The organism is Paenibacillus azoreducens, from assembly GCF_021654775.1.
Lineage (GTDB): Bacteria > Bacillota > Bacilli > Paenibacillales > Paenibacillaceae > Paenibacillus_AQ > Paenibacillus_AQ azoreducens.
On the sequence record NZ_AP025343.1, the window covers coordinates 2,228,997 to 2,252,285 of the forward strand.

19 protein-coding genes and 1 pseudogene are annotated in these 23,289 nt (G+C 48.1%); 12 read left to right on the top strand and 8 right to left on the bottom strand.

What is annotated here, in order from left to right:
• Positions 1-14: 14 nt before the first annotated feature.
• From L6442_RS09470 to L6442_RS09490, 5 genes are all read right to left on the bottom strand, one after another.
• Positions 15-1,577: a response regulator gene (locus L6442_RS09470; RefSeq protein WP_212978664.1), complete on the bottom strand. Its 1,563-nt coding sequence runs from the start codon at positions 1,575-1,577 to the stop codon at positions 15-17.
• Between the two features lies 1 nt (position 1,578).
• Entirely contained in the window at positions 1,579-3,489 is a 1,911-nt protein-coding gene (locus tag L6442_RS09475; protein ID WP_212978663.1) for a cache domain-containing sensor histidine kinase, read from the bottom strand.
• A 125-nt stretch (positions 3,490-3,614) separates the two neighbouring features.
• Positions 3,615-5,297 (bottom strand): type 2 periplasmic-binding domain-containing protein, encoded by a 1,683-nt coding sequence (locus L6442_RS09480; protein WP_212978662.1) that lies wholly within the window; start codon positions 5,295-5,297, stop codon positions 3,615-3,617.
• Positions 5,298-5,547: 250 nt separating this feature from the next.
• Positions 5,548-6,435, bottom strand: a complete 888-nt coding sequence (locus L6442_RS09485; RefSeq protein WP_212978661.1) for a carbohydrate ABC transporter permease — start codon at positions 6,433-6,435, stop codon at positions 5,548-5,550.
• Positions 6,436-6,456: 21 nt separating this feature from the next.
• Complete coding sequence (locus L6442_RS09490; protein ID WP_194232838.1) at positions 6,457-7,425, bottom strand: ABC transporter permease; 969 nt, start codon at positions 7,423-7,425, stop codon at positions 6,457-6,459.
• 230 nt (positions 7,426-7,655) lie between these two features.
• On the opposite strand from L6442_RS09490, the gene L6442_RS09495 reads away from it, so the two are divergent.
• From L6442_RS09495 to L6442_RS09505, 3 genes are all read left to right on the top strand, one after another.
• Positions 7,656-8,261, top strand: a complete 606-nt coding sequence (locus L6442_RS09495; RefSeq protein ID WP_212978660.1) for a pentapeptide repeat-containing protein — start codon at positions 7,656-7,658, stop codon at positions 8,259-8,261.
• A gap of 225 nt (positions 8,262-8,486) precedes the next feature.
• Positions 8,487-9,242, top strand: coding sequence for a twin-arginine translocase subunit TatC (tatC, locus tag L6442_RS09500; protein WP_212978659.1), 756 nt, complete (start codon positions 8,487-8,489; stop codon positions 9,240-9,242).
• On the top strand, positions 9,235-9,435 hold the full coding sequence (locus L6442_RS09505) for a twin-arginine translocase TatA/TatE family subunit (RefSeq protein WP_194232835.1): 201 nt from the start codon (positions 9,235-9,237) through the stop codon (positions 9,433-9,435). Before tatC ends, L6442_RS09505 begins: the two co-directional genes overlap by 8 nt.
• A gap of 69 nt (positions 9,436-9,504) precedes the next feature.
• On the opposite strand, the gene L6442_RS09510 is transcribed toward L6442_RS09505, so the two are convergent.
• Entirely contained in the window at positions 9,505-10,230 is a 726-nt protein-coding gene (locus tag L6442_RS09510; protein WP_194232834.1) for a hypothetical protein, read from the bottom strand.
• A 149-nt stretch (positions 10,231-10,379) separates the two neighbouring features.
• On the opposite strand from L6442_RS09510, the gene L6442_RS09515 reads away from it, so the two are divergent.
• On the top strand, positions 10,380-11,174 hold the full coding sequence (locus L6442_RS09515; RefSeq protein ID WP_212978658.1) for a gluconate 2-dehydrogenase subunit 3 family protein: 795 nt from the start codon (positions 10,380-10,382) through the stop codon (positions 11,172-11,174).
• Positions 11,175-11,240: 66 nt separating this feature from the next.
• Entirely contained in the window at positions 11,241-12,956 is a 1,716-nt protein-coding gene (locus tag L6442_RS09520) for a GMC family oxidoreductase (protein ID WP_194232832.1), read from the top strand.
• Between the two features lie 61 nt (positions 12,957-13,017).
• On the opposite strand, the gene L6442_RS09525 is transcribed toward L6442_RS09520, so the two are convergent.
• Positions 13,018-13,665: a 3'-5' exonuclease gene (locus L6442_RS09525; protein ID WP_212978657.1), complete on the bottom strand. Its 648-nt coding sequence runs from the start codon at positions 13,663-13,665 to the stop codon at positions 13,018-13,020.
• Positions 13,666-13,849: 184 nt separating this feature from the next.
• On the bottom strand, positions 13,850-14,716 hold the full coding sequence (locus L6442_RS09530) for a LysR family transcriptional regulator (protein ID WP_212978656.1): 867 nt from the start codon (positions 14,714-14,716) through the stop codon (positions 13,850-13,852).
• Positions 14,717-15,118: 402 nt separating this feature from the next.
• On the opposite strand from L6442_RS09530, the gene mmgD reads away from it, so the two are divergent.
• The 7 genes and pseudogenes from mmgD to L6442_RS09565 all read left to right on the top strand — a co-directional run bounded on the left by mmgD (position 15,119) and on the right by L6442_RS09565 (position 23,176).
• The gene (mmgD, locus tag L6442_RS09535; RefSeq protein ID WP_212978655.1) at positions 15,119-16,279 is read left to right on the top strand and encodes a citrate synthase; all 1,161 of its coding nucleotides are present in this window, start codon (positions 15,119-15,121) and stop codon (positions 16,277-16,279) included.
• Positions 16,266-17,714: a bifunctional 2-methylcitrate dehydratase/aconitate hydratase gene (locus tag L6442_RS09540; RefSeq protein WP_212978654.1), complete on the top strand. Its 1,449-nt coding sequence runs from the start codon at positions 16,266-16,268 to the stop codon at positions 17,712-17,714. Before mmgD ends, L6442_RS09540 begins: the two co-directional genes overlap by 14 nt.
• A 32-nt stretch (positions 17,715-17,746) precedes the next feature.
• Entirely contained in the window at positions 17,747-18,652 is a 906-nt protein-coding gene (prpB, locus tag L6442_RS09545; RefSeq protein ID WP_212978653.1) for a methylisocitrate lyase, read from the top strand.
• A 216-nt stretch (positions 18,653-18,868) separates the two neighbouring features.
• On the top strand, positions 18,869-19,939 hold the full coding sequence (locus L6442_RS09550) for a lactonase family protein (protein WP_212978652.1): 1,071 nt from the start codon (positions 18,869-18,871) through the stop codon (positions 19,937-19,939).
• 51 nt (positions 19,940-19,990) lie between these two features.
• Positions 19,991-21,091, top strand: coding sequence for a carbohydrate kinase (locus L6442_RS09555; protein ID WP_212978651.1), 1,101 nt, complete (start codon positions 19,991-19,993; stop codon positions 21,089-21,091).
• Positions 21,092-21,340: 249 nt separating this feature from the next.
• Positions 21,341-22,177, top strand: a pseudogene (locus L6442_RS09560) (carbohydrate kinase family protein); the annotation flags it as partial.
• A gap of 81 nt (positions 22,178-22,258) precedes the next feature.
• Positions 22,259-23,176, top strand: coding sequence for a pseudouridine-5'-phosphate glycosidase (locus tag L6442_RS09565; RefSeq protein WP_212978694.1), 918 nt, complete (start codon positions 22,259-22,261; stop codon positions 23,174-23,176).
• Positions 23,177-23,289 lie beyond the last annotated feature (113 nt).

The window sequence follows — 23,289 nt, forward strand, 5'->3', positions numbered from 1 at the left end:
ATAGGCTTCGAAGGTCACACGTCACTTTGTGGGGGTATATTTGTGGGGTTATTCAACGCCTTTTCCCGGTATTCCATGGGGGAGATTCCCTCCAGATCGCGGAAGACCCGGTTAAACTGTTTGACGTTTTCGAATCCGACCTGCTCCGCAATTTCGTATACCTTTCCATGAGTTCTTTTCAGCAGATCTTTTGCTTTTTCGATCCGTACCTTTTTTAGATAGGGAACAAAGCTCATCCCGGTAAAATGTTTAAAGGATTCACTGAAATAAGAATAATTCAGCGAGACATAATTGGATACGGTCGCCATGTTGAGCGGTTTGTCGTAATTCCGCCGGATATAATCGATGGCTGCTTTCATCTCCGCATGCCCGACATGCGCATCTTTAATATCATTAATGTAGCTGTCCAGCCGCAGCAGCAGGTCTTCCGCAGCATGGATATAGCCGCTTAGCGTTTCGCTGTGGTATAGATAACCTACTTTTTTGTAGCTTTTCAAAATTTCAACCGATGCTTCCCCATAGCTTGCAAATACCTGGTCAAATACAAGTTCATTCAATAAGCGGCTGAGCTGTTCGAGATACGAGATATCATAACGTTTGATTTCCTGCACGTCCATGATCCCATGCAGCACATCCGCGATCTCCTGCTTTTTTCCTGTTCCCAACAGATTGGCCAGCTTGCGGAATTTTTCTTCCGGATAGTCCTGTGGCGCGAAGAGACGGTTGACATCTTCATAATAAAAGAGGGCGCCGTTCTGATTGATATTTAGCATTTTATATTTCAGAGCTTGTTTTCCCTGAATGTAGCTGGTTTTAACTTGTTCGGGCCCTACCGCATTCGCGCTGACGCCAATCCAGACCGCCAGCCTCTTGTCATGCAGCAGCCGGGTGAAAGCGGCCTTGGCTGGCTCATCCGAAGCAATGACGACCACGTTTTTATCTTTATCTTCAAAGCAGACGCAGGCATCACCCGAAAAAGCATCAGCCCACAGCTTTTTCAAAACCTCATTTTGCGAGCGTGAGGTTTGCATCACGCCGCAGACATAGGATTGATTCAAGAGATGAAGGCCAGCCTTGGCGCACCGCTGCTCCATTTCGGGTTTCGAAATATCCGGATGGAGGAAAATATAATTTAACTGGTCGGCTGCGTGTTCTTCGCGGTATTTGACCAGTTCTTCGAGATTGCGGTTCATCTCATGCTCCTGCTTCAGATCGTTTGTTGTCCGCTCCAAGGCTTGGTACAGCTCCTCGCGCACGATCGGCTTCAGTAGATATTCCCTGACTTTATACGATATCGCCTCTTTAGCGTATTGAAAATCATCATAGCCGCTGAGGATCACGAAAGCCGGAGGAAGGGGATCTCGGCTGAGCTCCTGAATAAGCTCCAGACCATCCATGCCGGGCATACGTATATCCGTTATGAGCATATCGGCTTTTTCATCGCGGTACAGCTCCAAGGCCTCCGCTCCTCCTGCGGCTAGCCGGATGCTGTACATGAAAGGATACTCTCTTTCGATCATGGCTTTTAAACCGGCCCTTATGTTACGTTCGTCATCCACGATTAAAAGTTTGTACATATCAGGATTCGCCTCCATTGAAGTTGTGACGAGGGATTTTCATCAAAACCCGGGTGTATATTCCTTCTTCGCTTTCAACCCATAAGCCGTATTCATGACCGTAAAACAGCTGCAGCCGCTGGTGAACATTGCGCAGGCCGATGCCGCTGCCCTTTCGTTCTCCATGAGCGAGACCGTCGGTGACGGCAGTTAGAACAAGCGGAGGGCCTTCGTGTTCCAAACAGCGGATCTTGCGGTTCAACTCCACTGTTTTTTCGGCGGACATTCCTGTTCCGTCATCTTCAATGACGATAATCTGCGCCCGGTTTTCAGTGAAGGTTTTTAACGAGATATTCAAATCGGAGTTTTCCGAATTGCCGCTGCGCAGTCCATGTTTAACGGCGTTTTCGATGATGGGCTGCAGGGACATTTTCAGCACCTCAAGTTCATACTCCGGCTCTCCCAGCTGCATACGGAAATGAATTCTTTGTTCAAAACGCAGGTTCATCAATGCGAGATAATGGCGGATATGATTGATTTCCTCGCGCAAACGGACAAATTCGCCGCTCCATCTCAGGTTGTAACGCATCATGCTTCCCAGCGAGGTCAAGGCATCGGAGATAGGCCGCTGATTTTCCACTTCAGCCAGCATTTTGATGTTTTCCAGCGTATTGTACAGAAAGTGCGAATCGATCTGGTTTTTCAGCGTTTTCAGCTCGGCTTCCTTGGTAGCAGCCTGTTTGTTGACCGCATCGGCGATGAGCTCATTGATTTTGTTGATCATTTTACGGAAATGATGGGTAAGTTCCCCGACCTCGCTGCCGCCGCCAACCGGGAGCTGGATATTGAAATCTCCGAGGCGGATTTTTTTCATCGACAGCGTCAGCTGCCGCAGTTTTTTCAAGATAAGCGAATTGAGAAAAAAGGTAGAGACGGACAAAATGGCAATCAGCACTACATTCACCATCAGAATGTTATTGCGCGTTTTGTTTAGCTCGGCCAGCACGGCCTGCATGGAAGTGATCTGCACAATGTAGGCCCGGATGCTGTCTATGTACGTATACACGATAAGATAAGGTTTGCCGGATAGGTTCAAGTTAAAATGAACGAATGTGTTTTCAACCGTATGATGAAGCTTATCGCCTAACCTCGCTTCCGCAAGCTGGACGTTGGAGAGCAGGGGGGCTTTATCGGGATAGTGCATCCGTCCGTTGTCATTTATAATAAGCATTTGCGATTGCCCGGTGTCGTTGATTTTGAAGGTGCTGGGAAAAAAGCTGGTTAGCAGCATATCGACTTGGATCAGGCCAATATGTTTGCCTTTTGGATATTCGATTTCGCGAAGCAGGGACATTTTCTGGCGGAACTCTTTTTCATCCCGAACAAGATTATGGATCGGCTCTTTGTCACGTTCCGATATCTGCCATAAGCCCGCACCGTTCATGCGGTCGAGCTTCTCGTACCAGGCCTCGTCCCGCACCCTGTTTTCCTTCAGGAAAACGGGCCAGATTTCGCTGAGGAATGGATTGTCCGAGAATATGCGGATATGCTCGAGATCCGGGTTATTGAACTGAAGGCGCAATATGCTGTTAACGGTGCTGTTGCTGAAATCGATCAGCTCAGCCGTGTCCGTTTCATCCGCACGGTCGAGATAATACATGACTTCACGGTCGGAGAGGGTCAGCTGCACAGCACGCTCCATCGTTTCCATATTGTTTTTGATGTTGTTTTTTTCGATTTCGATCGAATTTTCGCTTTTACGGATGATGTCTTTGGTGAAACTTTCGTTCAGCTGCCTGAAAATGATTAATGAGAACACGATGCTCGGGATCAAAATGATGATGATATAAGAGAAAAACAGACGCTGCTGCAGCGAATAATTCTCCAGTTTGCGAATGAAAAGCCGTATCCATCCGCGTAAGCGTTCGTACATTGGAATCACATCCGGTTTGTTTTTGCCATGCGGCATGATCTAAAGATGAAAATCCAAAAAGCCCGCGCAAAAATGGGGCTTTTTGGATGGTTCACTGCTATTTATTTCAGGATTTTTGCAAATCTTTATTTCAGAAACTCTGCAAGCTTTTTCACATTGTCTTCGAATTTGGCCTGTTTATATGCCTCGACCTTGTTGAAACCGGCTTTGTCCCGCTTCTCGAGGAACTCGTTCCAGATCTTGTCGAATTCTTCGTCCGATTTGCTGATTAGGAGCTTCGGCAGCGTTTTGCCCCAAGTTTGCGCAATCTTGGTGCTGGCGATGCCTTCTGCCGAGTTGCCTGTCGGATTGATGTTGTCGTATTGCGAGAAGCTTGTGGTTTTGCCTTTGGTCCAATCTTCCATTTGCTTGAAAGGTTCGACGCTAGGCGGCTGCCATTGCAGGATCATGTTGGTGTCCTGCATCATCCAGAAGGTGAGGGAAGAGCCGTATTTTTTATCGAACGCGGAACGGTCCTTGTTCAGCAGCTCCAGCACTTCCGGTTTGAATTGGTCTTTGCCGTCAATCGTATCATAACTTACGCCTTTTTCGCCGAGGTAAAGATCCTTTTGACCTTCTTCGCTGATGAGGTATTCAAGGAACCGGATGGCTCTGGCTTTGTCTTTGACCTTTTTGGAGATCAGCGTTACTGTCCAGCCGGAGATGCCCGGTCCGGCGAGCGTCGGCGGGTCCAGCTTCGAGTTGGCGGGGCCGTCAACCGCGATATATACGGAATTCGGATCTTTGGCATACAGTGCATTCTCTTGGGCCGTCAGGTCGCTGCGCTGATACAGCATGGCGAAATAACGACCTTGGGCGATTTTCTCTTCCATCTGCGGCCGTTTGTCGATGAAGACGTCTTTGGCCAGCAGCCCTTGCTCATTCGCCTGACGGAAGGTTTTCAGCCAGCGAATATATTCGGGATCGGTTTGGCGGTCATATAGTTTCCCGTCTTTTTCATACGGAATCGCCAAGTAGTTCTGCAGGTAGCCTTCAAGGCTGCCGTTGCCTACATCATTAAACTCGGTCAAGCCAAACGGGATCAGTGGTTGTCCTTCCACTTGAGGGAATTTCTCCTTGGCCATTTTGAGCGCATTCAGGAAACCTTCGGGGGTGCGCATATCCGGCTTGCCCAGCGCTTCATACATGTCTTTGCGGACAAGGAACGTCTGGTTGGAAACATAATCCCGCGAATATTTCTCAAAATCTTTCGGCGAAGAAGAGGAGTTCGGATACACATACGTGTTGCCGTCATCCTGTTTGTACCAAGCCAGCTTGGCCGGATCGGCCACTTTCATAAAATAAGGATCATATTCCTCCGCAAGTTTGTTCAGCGGCAGTACCAGATCGCCTTCGATCATGGATTTCACGCCGTCTTCCCACCAACCCAGCGTAATGAAATCCGGGAGGCTTCCGGAAGCGATCATCGTGTTCAGCTTTTCGTTCTCATTGCCTGCCGGCACGATGAAGTTGAGGCTGACGCCGGTTTTTTTCGTGACGTATTGGGAGGTCGGATCCACGCCCCATTTGTTCGCGAACCAGGAGAAATTCAAATACCAGTCGAACGTGATCGGCGAAGTGTCGAGTTTCCAGCCGGGTTCATCGGCGGATGCCGTTTTCGTTTCCGGGGAAGATTCGGTCTTGTTCCCTGGCTGCTCTGCCGATTTGGGTTCGTCCTTGCCGGATGAGCCGCCGCATGCGGCGAGCGAGAGCATCAGCGTAAAAGCCACGAGCAGCAGGCTGCTCTTGCGAAATGCGTTTTTTCTCATCAAATTTACCCCTCTCGTTATATTTTGGTGAAGCATGTGTTGCCGATTAGAAAAAAGCTTCCTATTAGTGCGTGTTCAAAAAGGTGCTTCCTGATTCACTTCGTGTTAGATATAGAATTTATAAATTATCAGCTGCGCTGATGAAATTCTATATCGCAAGAAAAACATCTGCTAAAAGCGGTCTGGCTTCATAGAAAGTACGTCGATAGATGTTTTTCTTATCAAAAGCGGACTTTTTGAACAACCTCTATTAACCTTTGATGGAGCCGATCATAAGACCTTTGACAAAATACCGCTGCAGGAACGGGTATGCGATCACGATCGGCGCCGTTGTCACCACCATGGTCGCCAGTTTGATGGATTGAGAAGTAACGTTTTTGGAAATGCCTCCAGGCATGGCCGATGCCATCTGGTTGGAGCTGGATTGCGCGACGATCCGATAGAGATAGGTTTGAATCGGCTGCAGATCCATATTGTTGATGTAGATCATGCCTGTAAAATAATCATTCCACTGATAGACCCCGTGAAAAAGGGCGATAGTAGCGATGACTGGCATGGAGACCGGGATAATGACGCGTACGAAGATGGAAAAATCGTTGGCTCCGTCGATTTTCGCCGCTTCCTCGAGTCCATCCGGGATTTCCCGGAAGAAGGTCATAAATATAATCAGATCGAAAAAGCTGAACATCGCCGGAATGATATAAACGAGAAAGTTATCCAGCAAATGCAGGTCGCGGATCAACAAGTAGTACGGAATAAGGCCGCTGTTGAAAAAAAGGGTGACGGTGCCGATCAAAATATACACCTTTTGTAAGGCTAAATCCCGGCGGGAGAAGGCATAGGCTACCATCGCGGTAAAAAAGACATGCAGCACCGTACCGAGCAGCGTCTTCGCCACCGTCACGCCCATCGCGGTCATGATACCGCTGCTGCGGAAAACAGCTTCATAGCTTTCCAGGCTGAAGATCCGCGGCCACCAATAGATGCCGCCGCGCATGGCGTCCTGCCCTTCATTAAAGGAGTTTACGAGCACATACCAGATGGGATAGAGCGTTACAAAGCAAACGGCCAGCATGATCAGCACGTTGAAAGCGTCAAACGCCACATCCCCGGCGGTTCGGCGATTCAGTTTGAACATGGGACTTTAACCACCTTTGTATCAGAATAGGGATGTATCATTGATTTTTTTGGATACCGAATTGGCGATCAGGAGCAGCACAAGCGCAATCAGCGATTTGATCAGGCCTACGGCCGTGGAATAGGAGAAACGGTTATTCACAAGGCCGGTTTGATATACGTACACGTCGATCACGTTGCTGGCGCTTTCGTTCAGCGAGTTGCGAAGCACCAGGATTTGATCGAAGTTCGAGTTCAGAATGCCGCTGACGGCCAGAATAAAAAGAATCGTGATGGTGCTTTTGATGCCTGGCAGCGTCACATACCACATCCTTTGGAAGCGCCCGGCGCCGTCGATGGTTGCGGCCTCGTGCAGATCCGGAGAAACGCCGGCAATCGCGGCCAAATAGATAATGGCGGACCAGCCAAGTTCCTTCCATATATCCGATGCAACGACGATACCCCAGAAATATTTGGGCTCCGCCAAGTAACTGATCGGTTCCTTGATGATGTGCAGCGCCATCAGGATATGATTGATGATCCCCACATCCGCAAGCCAGGTAGCCAGGATACCGCCGAGAATGACCCAGGACAGGAAATGGGGCAGATAGGAAATGGTCTGCACCGCTTTTTTTAGCCGGATGGACCTCAGCTCGTTCAGGAAAAGGGCGAACAAGATCGGCAGCGGAAAACCGATAATCAGCTTGAGCAGGCTGATGCCGAGGGTATTCCAGATGACCAACGGCAGATCTTCGTCTTCAAAAAACGCTTTGAAGTTGTCCAATCCGACCCAAGGCGCTTCCGCAATGGAATGGGTGATGACATACTGCTTGAATGCGATAATGATGCCGTACATCGGTATGTAATTGAAAATAATCATCCAGGCGACGCCAAGCAGCGCCATCACCTGCAAGTATTTCTGACTCCACAGCTTGCGCAGCAGCGTTTTCCTCCTGCCCCCCGGGGCAGCGGAATCCGGCTGCATAAACTCTGCGCCGAGTTTGGCACTCATGCGATCGAACCTCCTGTGTATGTGTAAGTGCTTTCAAATCATTGCACTTCTAATTGTAGGCCGGGATGAAAGGAAGAAACAGGTATGAAATTTCGTTTTTAGGGTTGCGTTTTTCGGATTTTACTCAAAAATAAACCCGGAAGGTCATTGTGAAAGGAACGTATGTTTTGTTACGATCATGGCATTAGGTTTCAAAAATTGGCGTTTTGAACGGAAAGGAGGAGCTGCCGGTGTTTCAATATACAGATGAGGAATACGAAAGGGTGGATTTCAGCCAGGCGGATTTAAGAAATGGGGAGCTTAAGGGGTGCATCTTTACTCGCTGCAATTTTCGCGGAACGCAGCTCGATGAAATCTGGACCAGCGGCTGCCGGTTTATCGAATGCGATTTTGGCGGTGCGGCTTTTAATGCATCTTTACATACTCGTTCGGCGTTTACGAACTGCCGTTTTGCGGGAGCGAACCTGTTTGTCGCCAAATTCGAGGATTGCAAGATGGTCGGCAGTGATTTCGCTGGAGCGCTTCTTGATGGTATAACCATTCGGGGAGGGGACTGGTCATACACGAACCTGCGGCAGGTAAATTTGTCGAAGCAGATACTGAGGGGCATGAGGTTGATGGAAGCGGATCTTAGCGAAAGCAATCTTCAAAAGGCGGATCTGCGGGAAGTCGATCTTACCGGGGCGAAGCTGTTCAAAGCATCCTTAAAGGGAGCCGATCTGCGCGGAGCGAAAATGGATAGAATCGACTACCGGTCATTTGATCTAACGGGGGTAAGGATTGATTTGGAGCAGGCCGTGAATGTGGCCCGTTCCTTTGGAGCCAAGGTGGATTAATTGAATTTTATATATGGTTGTAATCATAAAACAAAGGCATCCAAGCTGTCACCAGCTGCGGATGCCTTCCGTATAAATGAACGCCTATTGATCTCTGTTCGCCGATTTTCGACATGGATAGCTATAATTCTGCAAATTCTGGATACAATATACATATTCGCGGGTCCCTCTCGGAAAGATGATGCTGATCCTAGCGGGGGGCCAGAGGAGGAGGCGGTTCATTAGATGAATAGCGATGAATGGATCATACACCTGACCGAGCTGCGCAAACGGCTGATTTGGGTAATGCTCTTTTTTATCGTAACGCTGGCTGCGGGTTTGTATATGTCGCCCCAAGTGCTGCTGTATATTAAAAATCGTCCCGCCGCCGCCGGCATCGCTTGGAATGTGTTTTCATTGACGGACGGCATGTTCATTTACATGAAATGCGGCTTTTTGGTCGCTGTGTTTTTCACGCTGCCGCTTGCGCTGTACCATATCTGGGCATTTGTCCGTCCAGGCCTGACCGCAGAGGAGGCGAAAAAAACCTTTTGTTTTATTCCGCTGGCTTTTGTCCTGTTTATCATCGGGGCTGCCTTCAGCTTTTATGTCGCTTTTCCGATGATGGTCTCCTTTCTATCCCAAATGAACAAAACGGTTGGAGCCGTAGAGACCTATGGGATGGACAAATATTTTTCGCTGCTGTTCAGCGTTGTGTTTCCGTTAAGCTTGGCTTTTGAAATGCCTGCGGTTGTCCTGTTTTTGACCCGGCTCGGCATTCTTGGGCCTGCGCTGCTGAAAAAAGCCCGGAAATATGTCTATCTGGTTTTGGCCATCGTCGGCTCCATGATTTCCCCGCCGGATTTCGTGTCGCATCTGTCCGTGACCATACCGCTGATTATGCTGTTTGAGCTCAGCATTCTTGTTTCCGGCTGGTATATGCGCAAGAAGGAGACAAGCAATCCACTTATCGATCCGAAAGGAGGCGCGAGCCATGTTTAACAATATTGGATTACCAGGGCTGCTTATCATTTTGATGATCGCTTTGGTCGTATTCGGACCATCCAAGCTTCCGCAGCTTGGACGGGCTGTCGGCGATACATTGCGGGAATTCCGTTCATCCACCAAAGGGGTGGTCGAGGAAATTACGAATGAAACGGAGATTGAACCGGAAAAGCTGGCTGAAAAAAATTAGAATATCTTATAGAAAAAACACCTCCTTGATACGCCGAAAGCGTCAGAGGAGGTGTTCATGTTTTGCGGTTCATTTGCCGGTATGCAGCTTAGCGCTGGCTTTAATCTTTTGCAGTTCGCTTGTTAATTTGCTGAGCGGCTTGCCTGCACGCACATCGGTTTTCACTTTTTTAATGGTCTTGATCGCCTTGGGATCGTGTACGGTGTAAATTTTCACTTTTTTGCCGTAAACGCCTTCGACCTCATGACGGATCAGGTCCCGGTTCGTTTCGGTGATGTCCCGCTGGCCGATGGAATAGCCGGTGGCCTTGGGGCTCATATACCCTTTGCCGGATGCACCTTCATTGGGGCTCAGCACATTATGGGGCTGGGGTTTGGAGTTTTTGCTGCGGATGTGGTGATCGGGATCGCCGATATAAACCGAATCTCCGAGCGCGAGCACGCTGATCCCCGTGATGCCGGCCGATTCCAGCCGATTCTCGAGGGTGATGGATTCGGGGGTGTCATGCAGGCTGGATGTGCCGATGCGGCCATAGACGCCTGAGCCCATTCCGCTGTAGGTGGTTCCGTTTTTATTGGTTGTCCGGACTTTATCGCCGTTAAAATGCGGAATGACTTTGATGCTTTTCGTATGCGGATGGTGCTCGGCCGGATGATGTGCATGCTGCTGATGCTGTGTTTTGGATTGGATTTTGACAGGCGCCGTTTGCGTTTTTTGCTTCACTGTATTGCAGCCGGCTAAAGCAATCGCGACACATAAAGCGGGAACGGCCGCCTTTGCCCAGGGTCCTTTCATGGATATTCCCTCCCTTGTGTTAAAACATAGGTTTAGCATTATCTTTTGCAGGATGTATTATTTGTGGGATTATTCGACAAAATAACAAAAAAATGAATTTTCACCCATCTATATTGGTGTATTTCCATATCAACAGGAGGTTGACTTTTATGGCCAATGGAACTGAAGAGCAGGATTTGAAAGACCATAAAGAGCCCGACCAATCGCGCCGCAACTTCTTGAAAAACTCCGGGTATGCCGTGGGCGGCCTCATCGTCGGCGGCGTGGTCGGAAGTTTGCTCCGGACTCCAAAGAAAGCGGCTACGAACAACAATGTAAATAACGGAACAACGTCGAAAACTCCTGCCGGCGAAGTCGTTAACTTCAACCAGGCGCTGATGTATTTTACCCAAGAGCAGTTTCTGATTGCAGAGGCCGCAACGGACCGCCTTTTTCCTTCCGATGCTAATGGCCCCGGCGGGAAGGAGCTTGGCATCGCTTATTTTATTGACCATCAGCTCGCGGGCGAGTGGGGCACAAACGGCAGAGAGTATATGCAAGGGCCCTTTTTTAAAGGGGAAACGACGCAAGGGTATCAAGGCCGCTTGAAACGCCGGGAGATTTTTGATATCGGGCTTCAGGAAATGCAAAACTACAGCAATAAAAAATACCAGAAAAAGTTCAAGGATCTGGCGCCGGAAGAACAGGACGCCGTGCTGAAGGCCTTCGAAACGGACGAAGTCAAGCTGACCACCATTTCAGCCAGCGGCTTTTTCAAAACGCTTTTCTCAAGCACGATGGAAGGAGCTTATGCGGATCCGCTTTACGGCGGAAACGGGAACATGGGCGGCTGGAAGCTGAAAAACTTCCCTGGCAACCAGATGTCCTACACCAATATCATCGAAGCGGATAAATTCGAAAAAATCCAGCCTGTCAGCTTAAGAGAACATCTACCACATTCCTAAAAGTGCGTGTTCAAAAAGGCTGATTTTCAGCGCCACAACATCTAAAAACAACCTGAGGTGATACGAATGGCAACGAAATTGCCCAAAACAGATGTCGTCATCGTCGGCGTCGGCTGGGGCGGCGGCATTATCGCAGCGGAGCTGACCAAAAGCGGATTGTCCGTCGTCGGACTGGAGCGCGGCAAAGAACGCAAAACCGAAGACTATTACATGGTGCACGACGAATTGCGTTATGCGCTTCGTTATGAAATGTTCCAGGATTTATCCAAAGAAACGATCACGTTCCGCGGGAACGAAAAAATCAGGGCTCTGCCGATGCGATCCTACGGTTCCTTTCTGCTGGGCGATGGCCTTGGCGGCTCCGGCGTTCACTGGAATGGACAAACCTTCCGTTTTTTGCCATACGATTTCGAGATTAGAAGCAAAACGATCGAACGTTATGGAAAAAGCAAAATTCCGGACGGCATGACCATTCAGGATTGGGGTATTACGTACGACGAGCTGGAGCCTTATTTTGACAAATTCGAAAAAACGGCGGGCATCTCCGGCGAAGAAAACCCGCTCGCAGGCAAGCGATCCGCCAAGTATCCGACGCCGCCGATGAAAACGACCCCGGGCATGAAGATGTTCGCCGACTCCTGCAAAACCTTGAAATATCATCCGTATCACATGCCTTCCGCGAACTTGTCGGAGCAATACACCAACCCGGACGGCATCGCGCGCGCAGCTTGCCAGTACTGCGGTTTCTGCGAACGTTTCGGCTGCGAATACGGCGCCAAGGCGGACCCTGTCGTGACGGTGATCCCGGTAGCGGTGAATACGGGCAAATTCGAGCTGCGCACGCATTCGAACGTAAGGCGGATTTTACATAAAGGCGGCAAGGCGACGGGCGTATTATATGTCGACACGACCACAGGCGAAGAATACGAACAGCCGGCGGATATCGTCGTGATGACGAGTTATGTTTTTAACAATACGCGGCTTTTGCTGCTTTCGGGAATCGGCAAACCCTATGATCCGAAGTCGGGAACGGGCGTCATCGGCAAAAACTATGCCTATCAGGTGCTTAAGGGAGCGGGCATCGGATTTTATGAAAACAAGGAATTCAACATCTTCGCGGGCGCAGGTTCGCTTGGCATGTGCATGGATGATTTCAACGGCGATAATTTCGACCATAAAGATTTGAAATTCATCCATGGCGCCAACATATCCTTCAGCCAAACCGGCGCGCGCCCAATCCAGAACAATACCGTTCCTCCGGGCACGCCGACATGGGGCAAAGATTTTAAGGCGGCATCCATCAAATATGCCAACCGGCATCTGAATGTGGGCGCTCAGGGGGCCTGCATGCCGTTCCGTCACCATTATCTTGACCTGGATACGACGTATAAAGACGAATTCGGCGATCCTCTAATGCGGATTACGTTCGACTTCGAGGACCAGGATCGGGAACTGGTGAAATTCATGGGGACCAAATGCGGCGAAATTTTGAAGCAGATGGGCGCGGATAAAGTCGTTGCAAACACGGAACTTGCGCCTTATGAAATTACGACCTATCAATCAACCCACAACACCGGAGGCGTCATTATGGGCGGCAGTCCCGATACCTCTGCGGTAAACAAATATTTGCAAATGTGGGATATGGATAATCTGTTTGTTGTCGGGGCTTCGGCATTTCCGCATAACAGCGGCTACAACCCTACGGGGACGGTAGGCGCGCTGGCTTACCGGGCGGCGGAAGGGGTTCTTAAGTATCACAAAAAACCGGGAAGTCTCGTTTAGAGGCATATATGAAAAGCACAGAAGCCGCGAAGGGGAATGTTCCCTTTTGCGGCTTTTTTAATTATCCGCTGATGAAGTTTTTTGCTGCCGGCACGACTTTGGTTCTCGCGGCTTTTGTTTTTTTCTTCGCCGGCGCCGAGAAGGGCTTATACCCTCCCGGATAGATCAAGCCGATTTTGCAGCCCAAGTCCAGGGAAAGCCGCTCCGCAGAGGTTTGTTCCTCCTGCTGGATCAGATGGAGCAATATATGCGCACAGGCTTTGGCATCATCAAGCGCATCATGGTGATGAAGCGGGATGCCGTACCATTCGGCAAGCACGTTCAGTTTGTGGGAGGGCAGCCAGTTCAGCATTTTTTTGCTGAGCAAATACGTGCAGTAATAATGGAAGCTTGGATATTCGATTGAAGCACGGTCAAGACAATATCGCAGTACGCTCATGTCAAATGAAGCGTTATGCGCGACGATGTGTTTGCCGTCAAGCAGCGGCTGCAATTCAGGCCAAAGCTCATGAAAGGTGGGCATGCCCTGTACCATCGACTCCGTTATGCCATGAATTTGTATGTTGCGGTAATCAAAAGGCTGGCCGGGATCGATCAGCCAGGACCGTTCAGACACGACGGCGCCGTCCTTCACTTCGACCAGGCCGAGAGAACAGGCGCTGCTGCGGTTTGCGTTTGCGGTTTCAAAGTCAATCGCTATAAAATCCATAAGTAGTGCTCCTTACTAACATTGTATGTTCATAGTAAAACAGGAGAGAGGGGATTACAATCTTGCTTTTCGTTTTGCGTATGGGCTGAGCGGTTTTAATTACTGAGATCGATTTAAAGGACATATCTAGTATCTAAGCACTCTAAAAGGGTGCTCTTTGGCCATTAAGGCCTTTAGGGCACCCTTATTCCATCAGTTTAAGAAACTCCTGCAAAACTTGCGATTTCTCCTCTTTTCTCCACACAAAAGACATCTCCATGCTGTAATCGGCTTCATCCAACTCTCGATAGATGACCCCGATGTTCCTCTGATTCTGGAATGAGGCGGGGACAAAGGCAACACCCACACCTGCAGATACAAAAGCAACAATGGTCAGAATTTCCGGCGTTTCCATAGATATTTTGGGCTGATATCCGGCTTTATAACATAGATTGATAACAGCATCATGGTAAATCGAACCGTTATTTCGGGAAGGTATAATAAATTCTTCATTGGCAAGATCTTGTGTACGTAAACTTGTTCGGCTTGCTAATGGATGCGTATCTGGAAGAGCCACGATGAATTTCTCCCTAAGAATGACTTTGGAATTCAATAAAGGATTTTGGATTGGGGTCCGAACGATAGCCAAATGAATACTTCCATCATGCAAAGCTTGCAATTGGTTGGACGTTTTCATTTGATGTATCACCAAATTCACTGAAGGAAACCGCAAACGATAGTTCTGCAGAATAGGAACAATATTATAAGTAGTCGAACCTACAAATCCAATGTCAAGTCTGCCTGTAGCACCCTTATGAGCCTGTTCTGCGGCGTTCGCAGCCCTTTCAATATGTTTCAAAGTCAGCCGGCATTCTTCTAAAAATACCTTTCCCGCTTCTGTAAGTTCAACTCGTTGCTTGTTGCGAAATAATAGCGGAAATCCCAATTCATTTTCTAACTGGCGAATTTGTTGGCTAAGGGGTGGCTGTGCAATGTTTAAGCGGGAGGCGGCCCGGCCAAAATGCAATTCCTCAGCAACGGTAACAAAGTAACGCAGATGTCGTAGTTCCATTATCTTCCCTCCCGTTACTATCATTTTACATCTTTGTAGTTTAATTTAAAATGCATTGCCCTACAATCATCGCATCATACATACGGCATATTACGAGAGACGATATGAATATTAGACGGGTGAATAGAATGATTTTAAACTTTAGTTAATGTTGGAAAATAAGATGAACATCATAATTAGTGCTTGAAAAAGGCGAAAGTAGCGGAGGGGACGGAATCGATCTGAAGAAGCGACAGCGTTCGCCTTTGTCTCCGAATTTCTACCTTTTTGAAAAATAAAATTCAAGAAATTTGGAGACAACAGCGATCGGAAGAACGATCCGTAACCGCAGCGGTCACCTCGCACAATGTCAAGAACTAATTTCAGTATTGAGCCAAAAAATTCATAAAGGAGAGGAAAACGATGAGTACGCAATATCAACCTGGTCTTGAAAACGTGATCGCAAGTGAGACAACCATTTCTTATCTTGATGTTGAGAATGAAGAGATTGTATTGCGTGGTTATAACTTGATCGAACTTGCGAAACAAGTGACATATTTGGACATTGTCGGGTTAATGTTGGACGGTACCCTGCCCACAAGTGATCAGCGTATTTCGTTGGAAGATCAATTGAAATCCGAATATGATTTTCCACAAGATGTACTTTCTATGCTGAAGCTGTTCCCCGAGAAGGCGAATTTAATGGATGTCCTAAGAACAGGAGTCTCAGCTATTGCCAGTTATGACGATGAACTCGAGGATCGGTCCCGAGAAGCGAACTATCGAAAATCGATCCGGTTGTTAGCCAAAGTGCCGCAAATCGTCGCTAACGGTTACCGTGCCGTATCCAAGCAGCCTTTCGTGGAACCGCGCAAGGATCTTTCCTATACTGGCAATTTTCTATATATGATTACAGGCAAAGAGCCCATGAAAATGGAGGAAATGGTGTTTGACCAATCCTTGATCGCGTACAGCGAACATGAAATGCCAAACTCCACTTTTGCCGCACGGGTTATCGCCTCGACCCAAGCCGATATATATGGAGCGTTAGCTGGTGCAGTTGCATCCCTTAAAGGCACTTTGCACGGCGGCGCGAACGAAGCGGTTATGAAAATGCTGCTCGAGGTTGGATCGGAAGCCGATATTGAACCGCTATTGATGGATAAATTATCCCGGAAAGAACGTATTATGGGCTTCGGTCACCGTGTTTATATGAAAAAAGTAGATCCGCGCGCAGTGCTTATGAAAGAAGCGTTAGCCGAATTGGTTAAGGAAAAGAATCAGCAGGAATTATTACGTATGTGCGTCATAGGGGAAGAAGTGATGAAGCGGGAGAAGGGACTTTATCCAAACCTGGATTATTATGCTGCCCCGGTTTATCATCTTCTCGGGATTCCCATTGAATTGTTTACACCGGTTTTTCTCGCCGCAAGAACGATCGGCATTTGTGCGCACGTTATAGAGCAGCATGAAAATAATCGGTTGTTCAGGCCGCGCGTCCTTTATAAAGGACCACGGAATTTACATCCCCAAGATTCTTCATATATTCAAATTGGAGAGGGAGAGCTGAATGAACACTGTTAAATCTATACAAGCGAATGATGTAAGAGTCGATCCGATCCTGGTTGAGATTGCGGATTATGTATTGGATCATGTTGTAGAGAGTGAAGAAGCATATCACATCGCTCAGCATGTCCTGTTAGATTCAATAGGAACTGGAATATTATCATTGCGATTTCCGGAATGCACGAAGCATCTCGGACCGATTGTTCCAGGGGCATTTCTGCCAGGCGGGGCAAGGGTACCAGGAACGAGATTCGAACTTGATCCTGTTCATGCGGCATTCAATATCGGCTGCATGATCCGGTGGCTCGATTATAATGATACCTGGCTTGCTGCCGAGTGGGGACATCCTTCGGATAACCTCGGAAGCATACTTGCAACCGCTGACTACTTAAGCCGAAGACGTGTATCAGAAGGGCTTACGCCACTGAAGATCAAAGATGTGCTGACTGCCGCCACCAAAGCCCATGAAATTCAGGGCGTACTGGCGCTTGAAAACAGCTTGAATCGCGTAGGTCTGGATCACGTGCTCTTTGTAAAAGTTGCGTCTACGGCAGTGGTTACGGCCATGCTGGGAGGAAATAAGGATGAGGTTATCAATGCGCTCTCCAATGCGTGGCTCGATGGCGGCAGTTTAAGAACTTACCGCCATGCCCCGAACACCGGATCGCGAAAATCCTGGGCGGCTGGCGATGCCACAAGCCGGGCGGTACGTCTGGCTCTGATGGCCGTAAACGGGGAAATGGGATATGCCACCGCGCTTTCGGCACAAAACTGGGGATTCCAGGATGTTTTATTCAAGGGTAAGGAATTGACCCTCGGACGCCCGCTTGGTTCTTACGTCATGGAAAACGTGCTGTTTAAAATTTCTTTCCCTGCTGAATTTCATGCACAAACTGCGGTCGAATGTTCCTTTGAACTTCACGAATCGGTGAAAGACCGGTTAGACGAGATCAGTCAAATTACGCTGACCACGCATCAATCGGCTATCCGGATCATTGATAAAAAAGGCCCTCTGAACAATCCTGCAGACCGGGATCATTGTTTACAATATATGGTTGCGATCGGGTTGTTGTTTGGTACGTTAACCGCAGAACATTATGAGGATGAGTTGGCAAATGATCCAAGAATCGATGCGCTTAGGGATAAAATGATCGTCATCGAAGATGAACAGTACAGCAAAGATTATCTCGATCCGGCGAAACGATCCATTGCCAATGCGATTCAAATACACTTCAAAGATGGAACTCACACGGAAAAGGTCGTTTGCGAATATCCGATTGGCCATCGGCGGCGGCGTAAAGAAGGTTTGCAGAAAGTTATCGAAAAATATGAAGCCAATTTATTAACGAGATTCCCGCGGAAAAAGACAGCCGACATTATACAACTCTCATTAGATTATGACCGCTTGCTTAAGACGCCGGTTCAGCAATTTATGAACATGTTTGTGATCTGATTTGCGAAAATTAAGGCTTACTGGAGGTAATTATGGCTTGGCTAATTGAAGAGGAACCGGACCAAAAGCAGTTGGCTGCACAATTCCGAAAGCTTGTTAGTGGCCCAACGATTGTTAAAATTCCCGGAGCTCATGATGGGATGGCTGCAAGAATTGCCAAACAATTTGATTTTAAAGCGATCTATCTCTCTGGAGCCGCTTATACGGCCAGCAGAGGTTTGCCGGATTTAGGCCTTATCTACTCCAACGAGGTAGCTGAGCGTGCACGCGAGCTGATTCGCGCATCCGGACTCCCATTGTTGGTTGATATCGATACAGGTTTCGGAGGTATATTAAACGTAGCCCGAACCGCAAAGGAAATGGTGGAGGCTAAGGTAGCAGCCGTTCAAATTGAGGATCAGGAAATGCCGAAAAAATGCGGCCATTTAAATGGCAAGAAGCTTGTTTCCGCTGAGGAAATGGTTCAAAAAATCCGTACGATCAAAGAAGTGAGTCCTACACTTTTCGTTGTTGCCCGTACAGATGCGAAAAGCGTGGAAGGAATCGAGGCGGCAATGGATAGAGCTAAACAATATCTGGCTGCGGGGGCGGATGGTATTTTCCCGGAAGCATTGGAAAGCGAAGAAGAATATAGACGTTTCAGTTCCTCTGTAAATTGCTCTTTGCTGGCCAATATGACTGAATTCGGAAAAACTCCATATTATACTGCGGATCAATTTGAAAGCTGGGGATATAACATGGTAATCTATCCCGTTACCTCCCTGCGAGTGGCGGCCAAAGCGTATGAGCGGGTTTTTGCGGAGATCAGCCAAACCGGGACGCAAATAAATTCACTCCATGATATGCAGACGAGACAAGAACTTTACGATTCGATTCGGTATTATGATTATGAAGCGTTGGATGGAAAAATAGCGAAGACCGTTTTGCCGAAACCGTAAAAAAGATTATTTACCATGCAAAGGCGCCGTGAAACAACGGCGTCTTTTTGTGGTGTGGCGTGCCCAACCAAGCACGCATCTCTAGCCGGTGTAAGCCCGATCTAACAATGTTAATAGTAAAACAGGAGAGAGGGGATTTCATCTTGCTTTCGTTTTGCCGAAGCTTGGCTGAAAATGATACAATAATACATAAAAAACTGGAAGAGGCGAAGCCATATGACAATGGAAAACAACCGTATGCTTGTATTCGTAGGTTCTTATGCCGAGGAATCCACGGGCGGCGTGTATGTATATGAATTTGACGAAAAACTTGGGGAACTGGCCCGTCTGGATCAAGTCTCCGGACTAAAAAATCCGACTTTCCTTAACTTGGATACGAAGCAGCGCCGCTTGTACGTCATCAGCGAAACGGCTGCGGAAGACGGCTCGAAACGAAGTGACGCCGTTTCATTTCATATTCTTCCCGAAGAAGGGAAGCTGCGGGAGATCAACCGCGCGAATGCGCTTAACGGCCCTTCATGCCATATCCAGCGCAGCGCGGACAACCGTTATCTGACGCTTGCCAGCTATCATAAGGGTTCGATCAGCTTGGTTGAGCTGAAGGCAGACGGATCTGTAGGTCCTGTATTGGATATCCGGAATCATCAAGGGCAGGGGCTAGAGCAAAAATCGCATGTTCACTCCTCCTTTTACAGTCCGGATCAGCGTTTTTTGTTTGTAAGCGATTTGGGTCTGGATACGATCTTCATCTACCGGATCGATAGCGGGGAAGGGAAGCTTGTACTTCACGGAGAGGCTAAAGTCAAGCAAGGTGCGGGGCCGCGCCATCTGACCTTCCATCCAAACGGAAAGTTCGCCTACGTGATCAATGAGCTGGATTCCACCGTGACCGCGTTCAGCTATGATGCGGATCAAGGAGCGTTAACGGAAATCGAAACCGTATCGACGCTGCCTGAAGGAACCACCGTGGATAACGGATGCGCGGAAATTACCATTTCCGAAGACGGACGTTTTCTGTATGGTTCCAACCGGGGACATGACAGCATTGTCGTATATGCGGTTGATCCGGCGGCAGGCCGGCTGAATGTCATTCAGCATGTGTCCGTAGAAGGGAAGCATCCGCGGCATTTCTCCATCGTTCCAGGCGGCCGTTACGTGCTTGCGGTGAATCGGGATACCAACAATTTGACGGTATTTGCGAGAGACGGAGAGAGCGGCAAGCTGAGCTACACCGGCAAGTCGTATGAAATTTCGAAGCCTGTCTGCGTTTGGGCCGATCGGTTTTAATATGAATCCTCAATTCGACGAATCAATGTTGCATTCAAGGAAGGGGAAGATATGGATAGAGATCGGCAAATTTTAGCGTTAATCAAAGAAAACCCATTTATTTCCCAACAAGAATTATCAGCGAAACTCGGACTGTCCAGATCAGCCGTCGCCGGTTATATATCCGCTTTAATGAAAAAAGGTGAAATCATCGGACGAGCCTACATCGTTCGGGAGGAGTCACGGATTACTTGCATCGGCGGGGCCAATATAGATCGCAAATCACAAACTTTGCAGCCTATTCAATACGGAACGTCCAACCCGGCAACGATTAAACAGTCTACCGGAGGCATATCGCGAAACGTGGCGGAGAATTTGGGCAGGCTGGGATGCCGAGTTTCCCTGATCACTTTAATCGGAGACGATCAAGAAGGAAAATGGCTCATGGAAGAAACCAAGCGCTACGGAGTGGATGTCAGCCAATGCTTGGCCGTGAACATGGAAAAAACAGGGACGTATACCTCTGTTTTTAACGATACAGGCGAAATGGTTCTCGCAGTTGCCGATATGCAAATCTACGACCAATTCAGCATCGAATTCATTGAAGCGCGTTGGTCGCATCTGGCATCGTCCAATATCATATTCGCCGATTCCAACCTTCCCAAAGAATCTTTGACTTATTTGATCAAAAGATGCGAAAAAGAACAGCTGACGTTATGGGTCAAGCCGGCTTCCGCACCCAAAGCTTCGAGACTCCCTTTTAATCTGCAGGGGATCGAGCTGCTGATTGCCAATCGCGAGGAAACAGCAGTATTGACTGACCTGGAAATTGCCACGATTGACGACTGCAAGAAAGCGGCTGAACAGATCATTCAACGCGGAGCCAAGCAAGTGATATGCACCTTGGGGCGAGAGGGAGTGTTCTGGGCAGCGCGTGACGGAAGACAAGAGCATCTCCTTCCCTTCCAAGGAGAGGTTCCGTACAGCACTGGCGGTGAGGAAGCCTTGATTAGCGGCGCGCTGTTCGGTATGACGCATGGGGAACCATTCGAGCAAGCTGTACGTTTAGGGATGGCTGCTTCAATGATCACCTTGCAAACCTCCGATGCCATTGCTGACATCACGATTGAGCAGCTTTATTCGCTGGTTAAAAAAATAACAATACATGATTAAATTTCGTGATCGATTGTTTTGAAACAATCAAATCATCAGATATGAATCGCCGATCGTTCCTTACGCCAGAGGACCGATCGGTTTTTTTGCGTCAAGAATCAGTGTTTGCTAATCAAAAAAAAGAATTGACAAACAATAATGTAAGCGTATACTAAACATAAGTTTATAATAACAACATTTGTTTAGGGGGTGTGGAATTTGCGTGATGCCTTTCGCGATGCCTTTATTGAGGGAGAACTAAAATCCCCCATGATCTGTATCGGGGGAGCAAATGTTGATAAGAAATTGTATGTCAAAAATGAAATCGTTAACAAAACATCGAATCCGGTCAAATCCTCCAGAACAGTTGGCGGAGTAGCAAGAAACATTGCAGAAAACTTGGGACGGTTAGGGGAAGACGTTATCCTGCTTTCGGCGAGAGGGAATGATCCAGACTGGCTGGACATTTACCAGTCGTCCTCACCGTATATGAATTTGAACCATGTCACCAAGTTCGAGGATGCAACTACGGGCTCCTACACAGCTGTTTTAGACCAGAACGGCGATTTATCGATAGCGCTGGCGGATATGGATATTTTCGATCGGCTTACGCCCGAGCTGCTTTTGAAAGACATCGATCTTCTTCTCCAAGCGAAATGCATTATCGTGGATTTGAATTGTCCCATTGAAACGATCGAGTTTCTACGTGTCTTTACAGCCCGGCATCAGATTCCATTCGTCATTATCCCCGTATCGTCCCCCAAAATGAACAGGCTTCCAAGAAATCTGTCCGGCGTGAGTTGGCTCATCGTCAATAAAGACGAAACAGAATATTACATGAACATCAATATCCGCGATATGAAAGATTGGGAGGAGGCAGTCGCCAGGTGGCTGGAGATGGGAATCAAAAACGTGATCGTAACCAACGGTTCCAAGGGAGTCGTTGCAGGATTTGAGAATGGAGGAATCCATCATTATCCGGCAATCGCAGCGCCGATTGTCGTCGACGTCACGGGAGCGGGAGATTCTTTTTGCGCAGGCGTGATCTATTCCTGGCTGCAAAGGAAAAAAACAGATTCCATTATCCAATCCGGTCTGGTGAATGCGCAAAAAACGATCATGTCCCAATGTACGGTCCGACAAGAATTATCCCGAAAACAATTTAATTTAGAGATGGAGGAATTTCAAATGAAACAATACATCGAACTGTCCGCAGAGGTACAACAAGCCAAAGAGGAAGGAAAAGCCATCGTGGCTTTGGAATCTACGATCATTTCCCATGGCATGCCTTACCCGCAAAACGTCAAAACCGCCCGCGAGGTTGAACAAATCATCCGGGATCAAGGCGCCGTTCCGGCAACGATCGCGATCATTGACGGAAAAATCAAAATCGGCTTGACGGATGATGAACTGGAGCTGTTCGGAAAAAGCTCAGGCGTGGCTAAAGTATCCAGACGCGATTTGGCCCAAGTGATCGCAACCAAACAACTGGGTGCAACGACGGTCGCAACGACCATGATCTGCGCTGATTTGGCGGGCATCAGAATCTTTGTCACAGGGGGGATCGGCGGGGTTCATAAAGGCGCAGAAACGACGATGGATATTTCCGCAGACCTTGACGAGCTGGCCCAAACGGATGTGGCCGTCATTTGTGCAGGCGCTAAATCCATCCTGGATCTGGGGCTTACCCTGGAATACCTTGAAACCAAAGGGGTACCGGTCATTGGATATCAGACGGAATATCTGCCGGCATTCTACACGAGAAAAAGCGAGCATAAGTTAAACTTCTCGACGGATTCTATCGAAGTTATCGCCGAAACGTTGAAAACCAAATGGGAGCTGCACCTGAAGGGCGGGGCCGTGATTGCAAATCCGATTCCTGAAGAGTATGCCATGGATGAAGAGTTTATCAATGGAATCATCGCTCAAGCGATCAAAGAGGCCGAAGACAATCATATTATCGGCAAAGACAGCACGCCATTCCTGCTTGGAAAAATCAAAGATTTAACAAGCGGCCAAAGCCTTGCTGCCAACATCGAGTTAGTCAAGCACAATGCGAAAGTCGGCAGCCAAATCGCAGTCAGCTTCAACAATAAAACGAAATAATACGTAATAATAAGAAATACGAGTTCATCCGAATTGAATCTGGTTATATAAAAACTGCATCTCATATTGTTAGATGATGTCTAACAATTGAGGTGCATTTCATTTTTGGGACA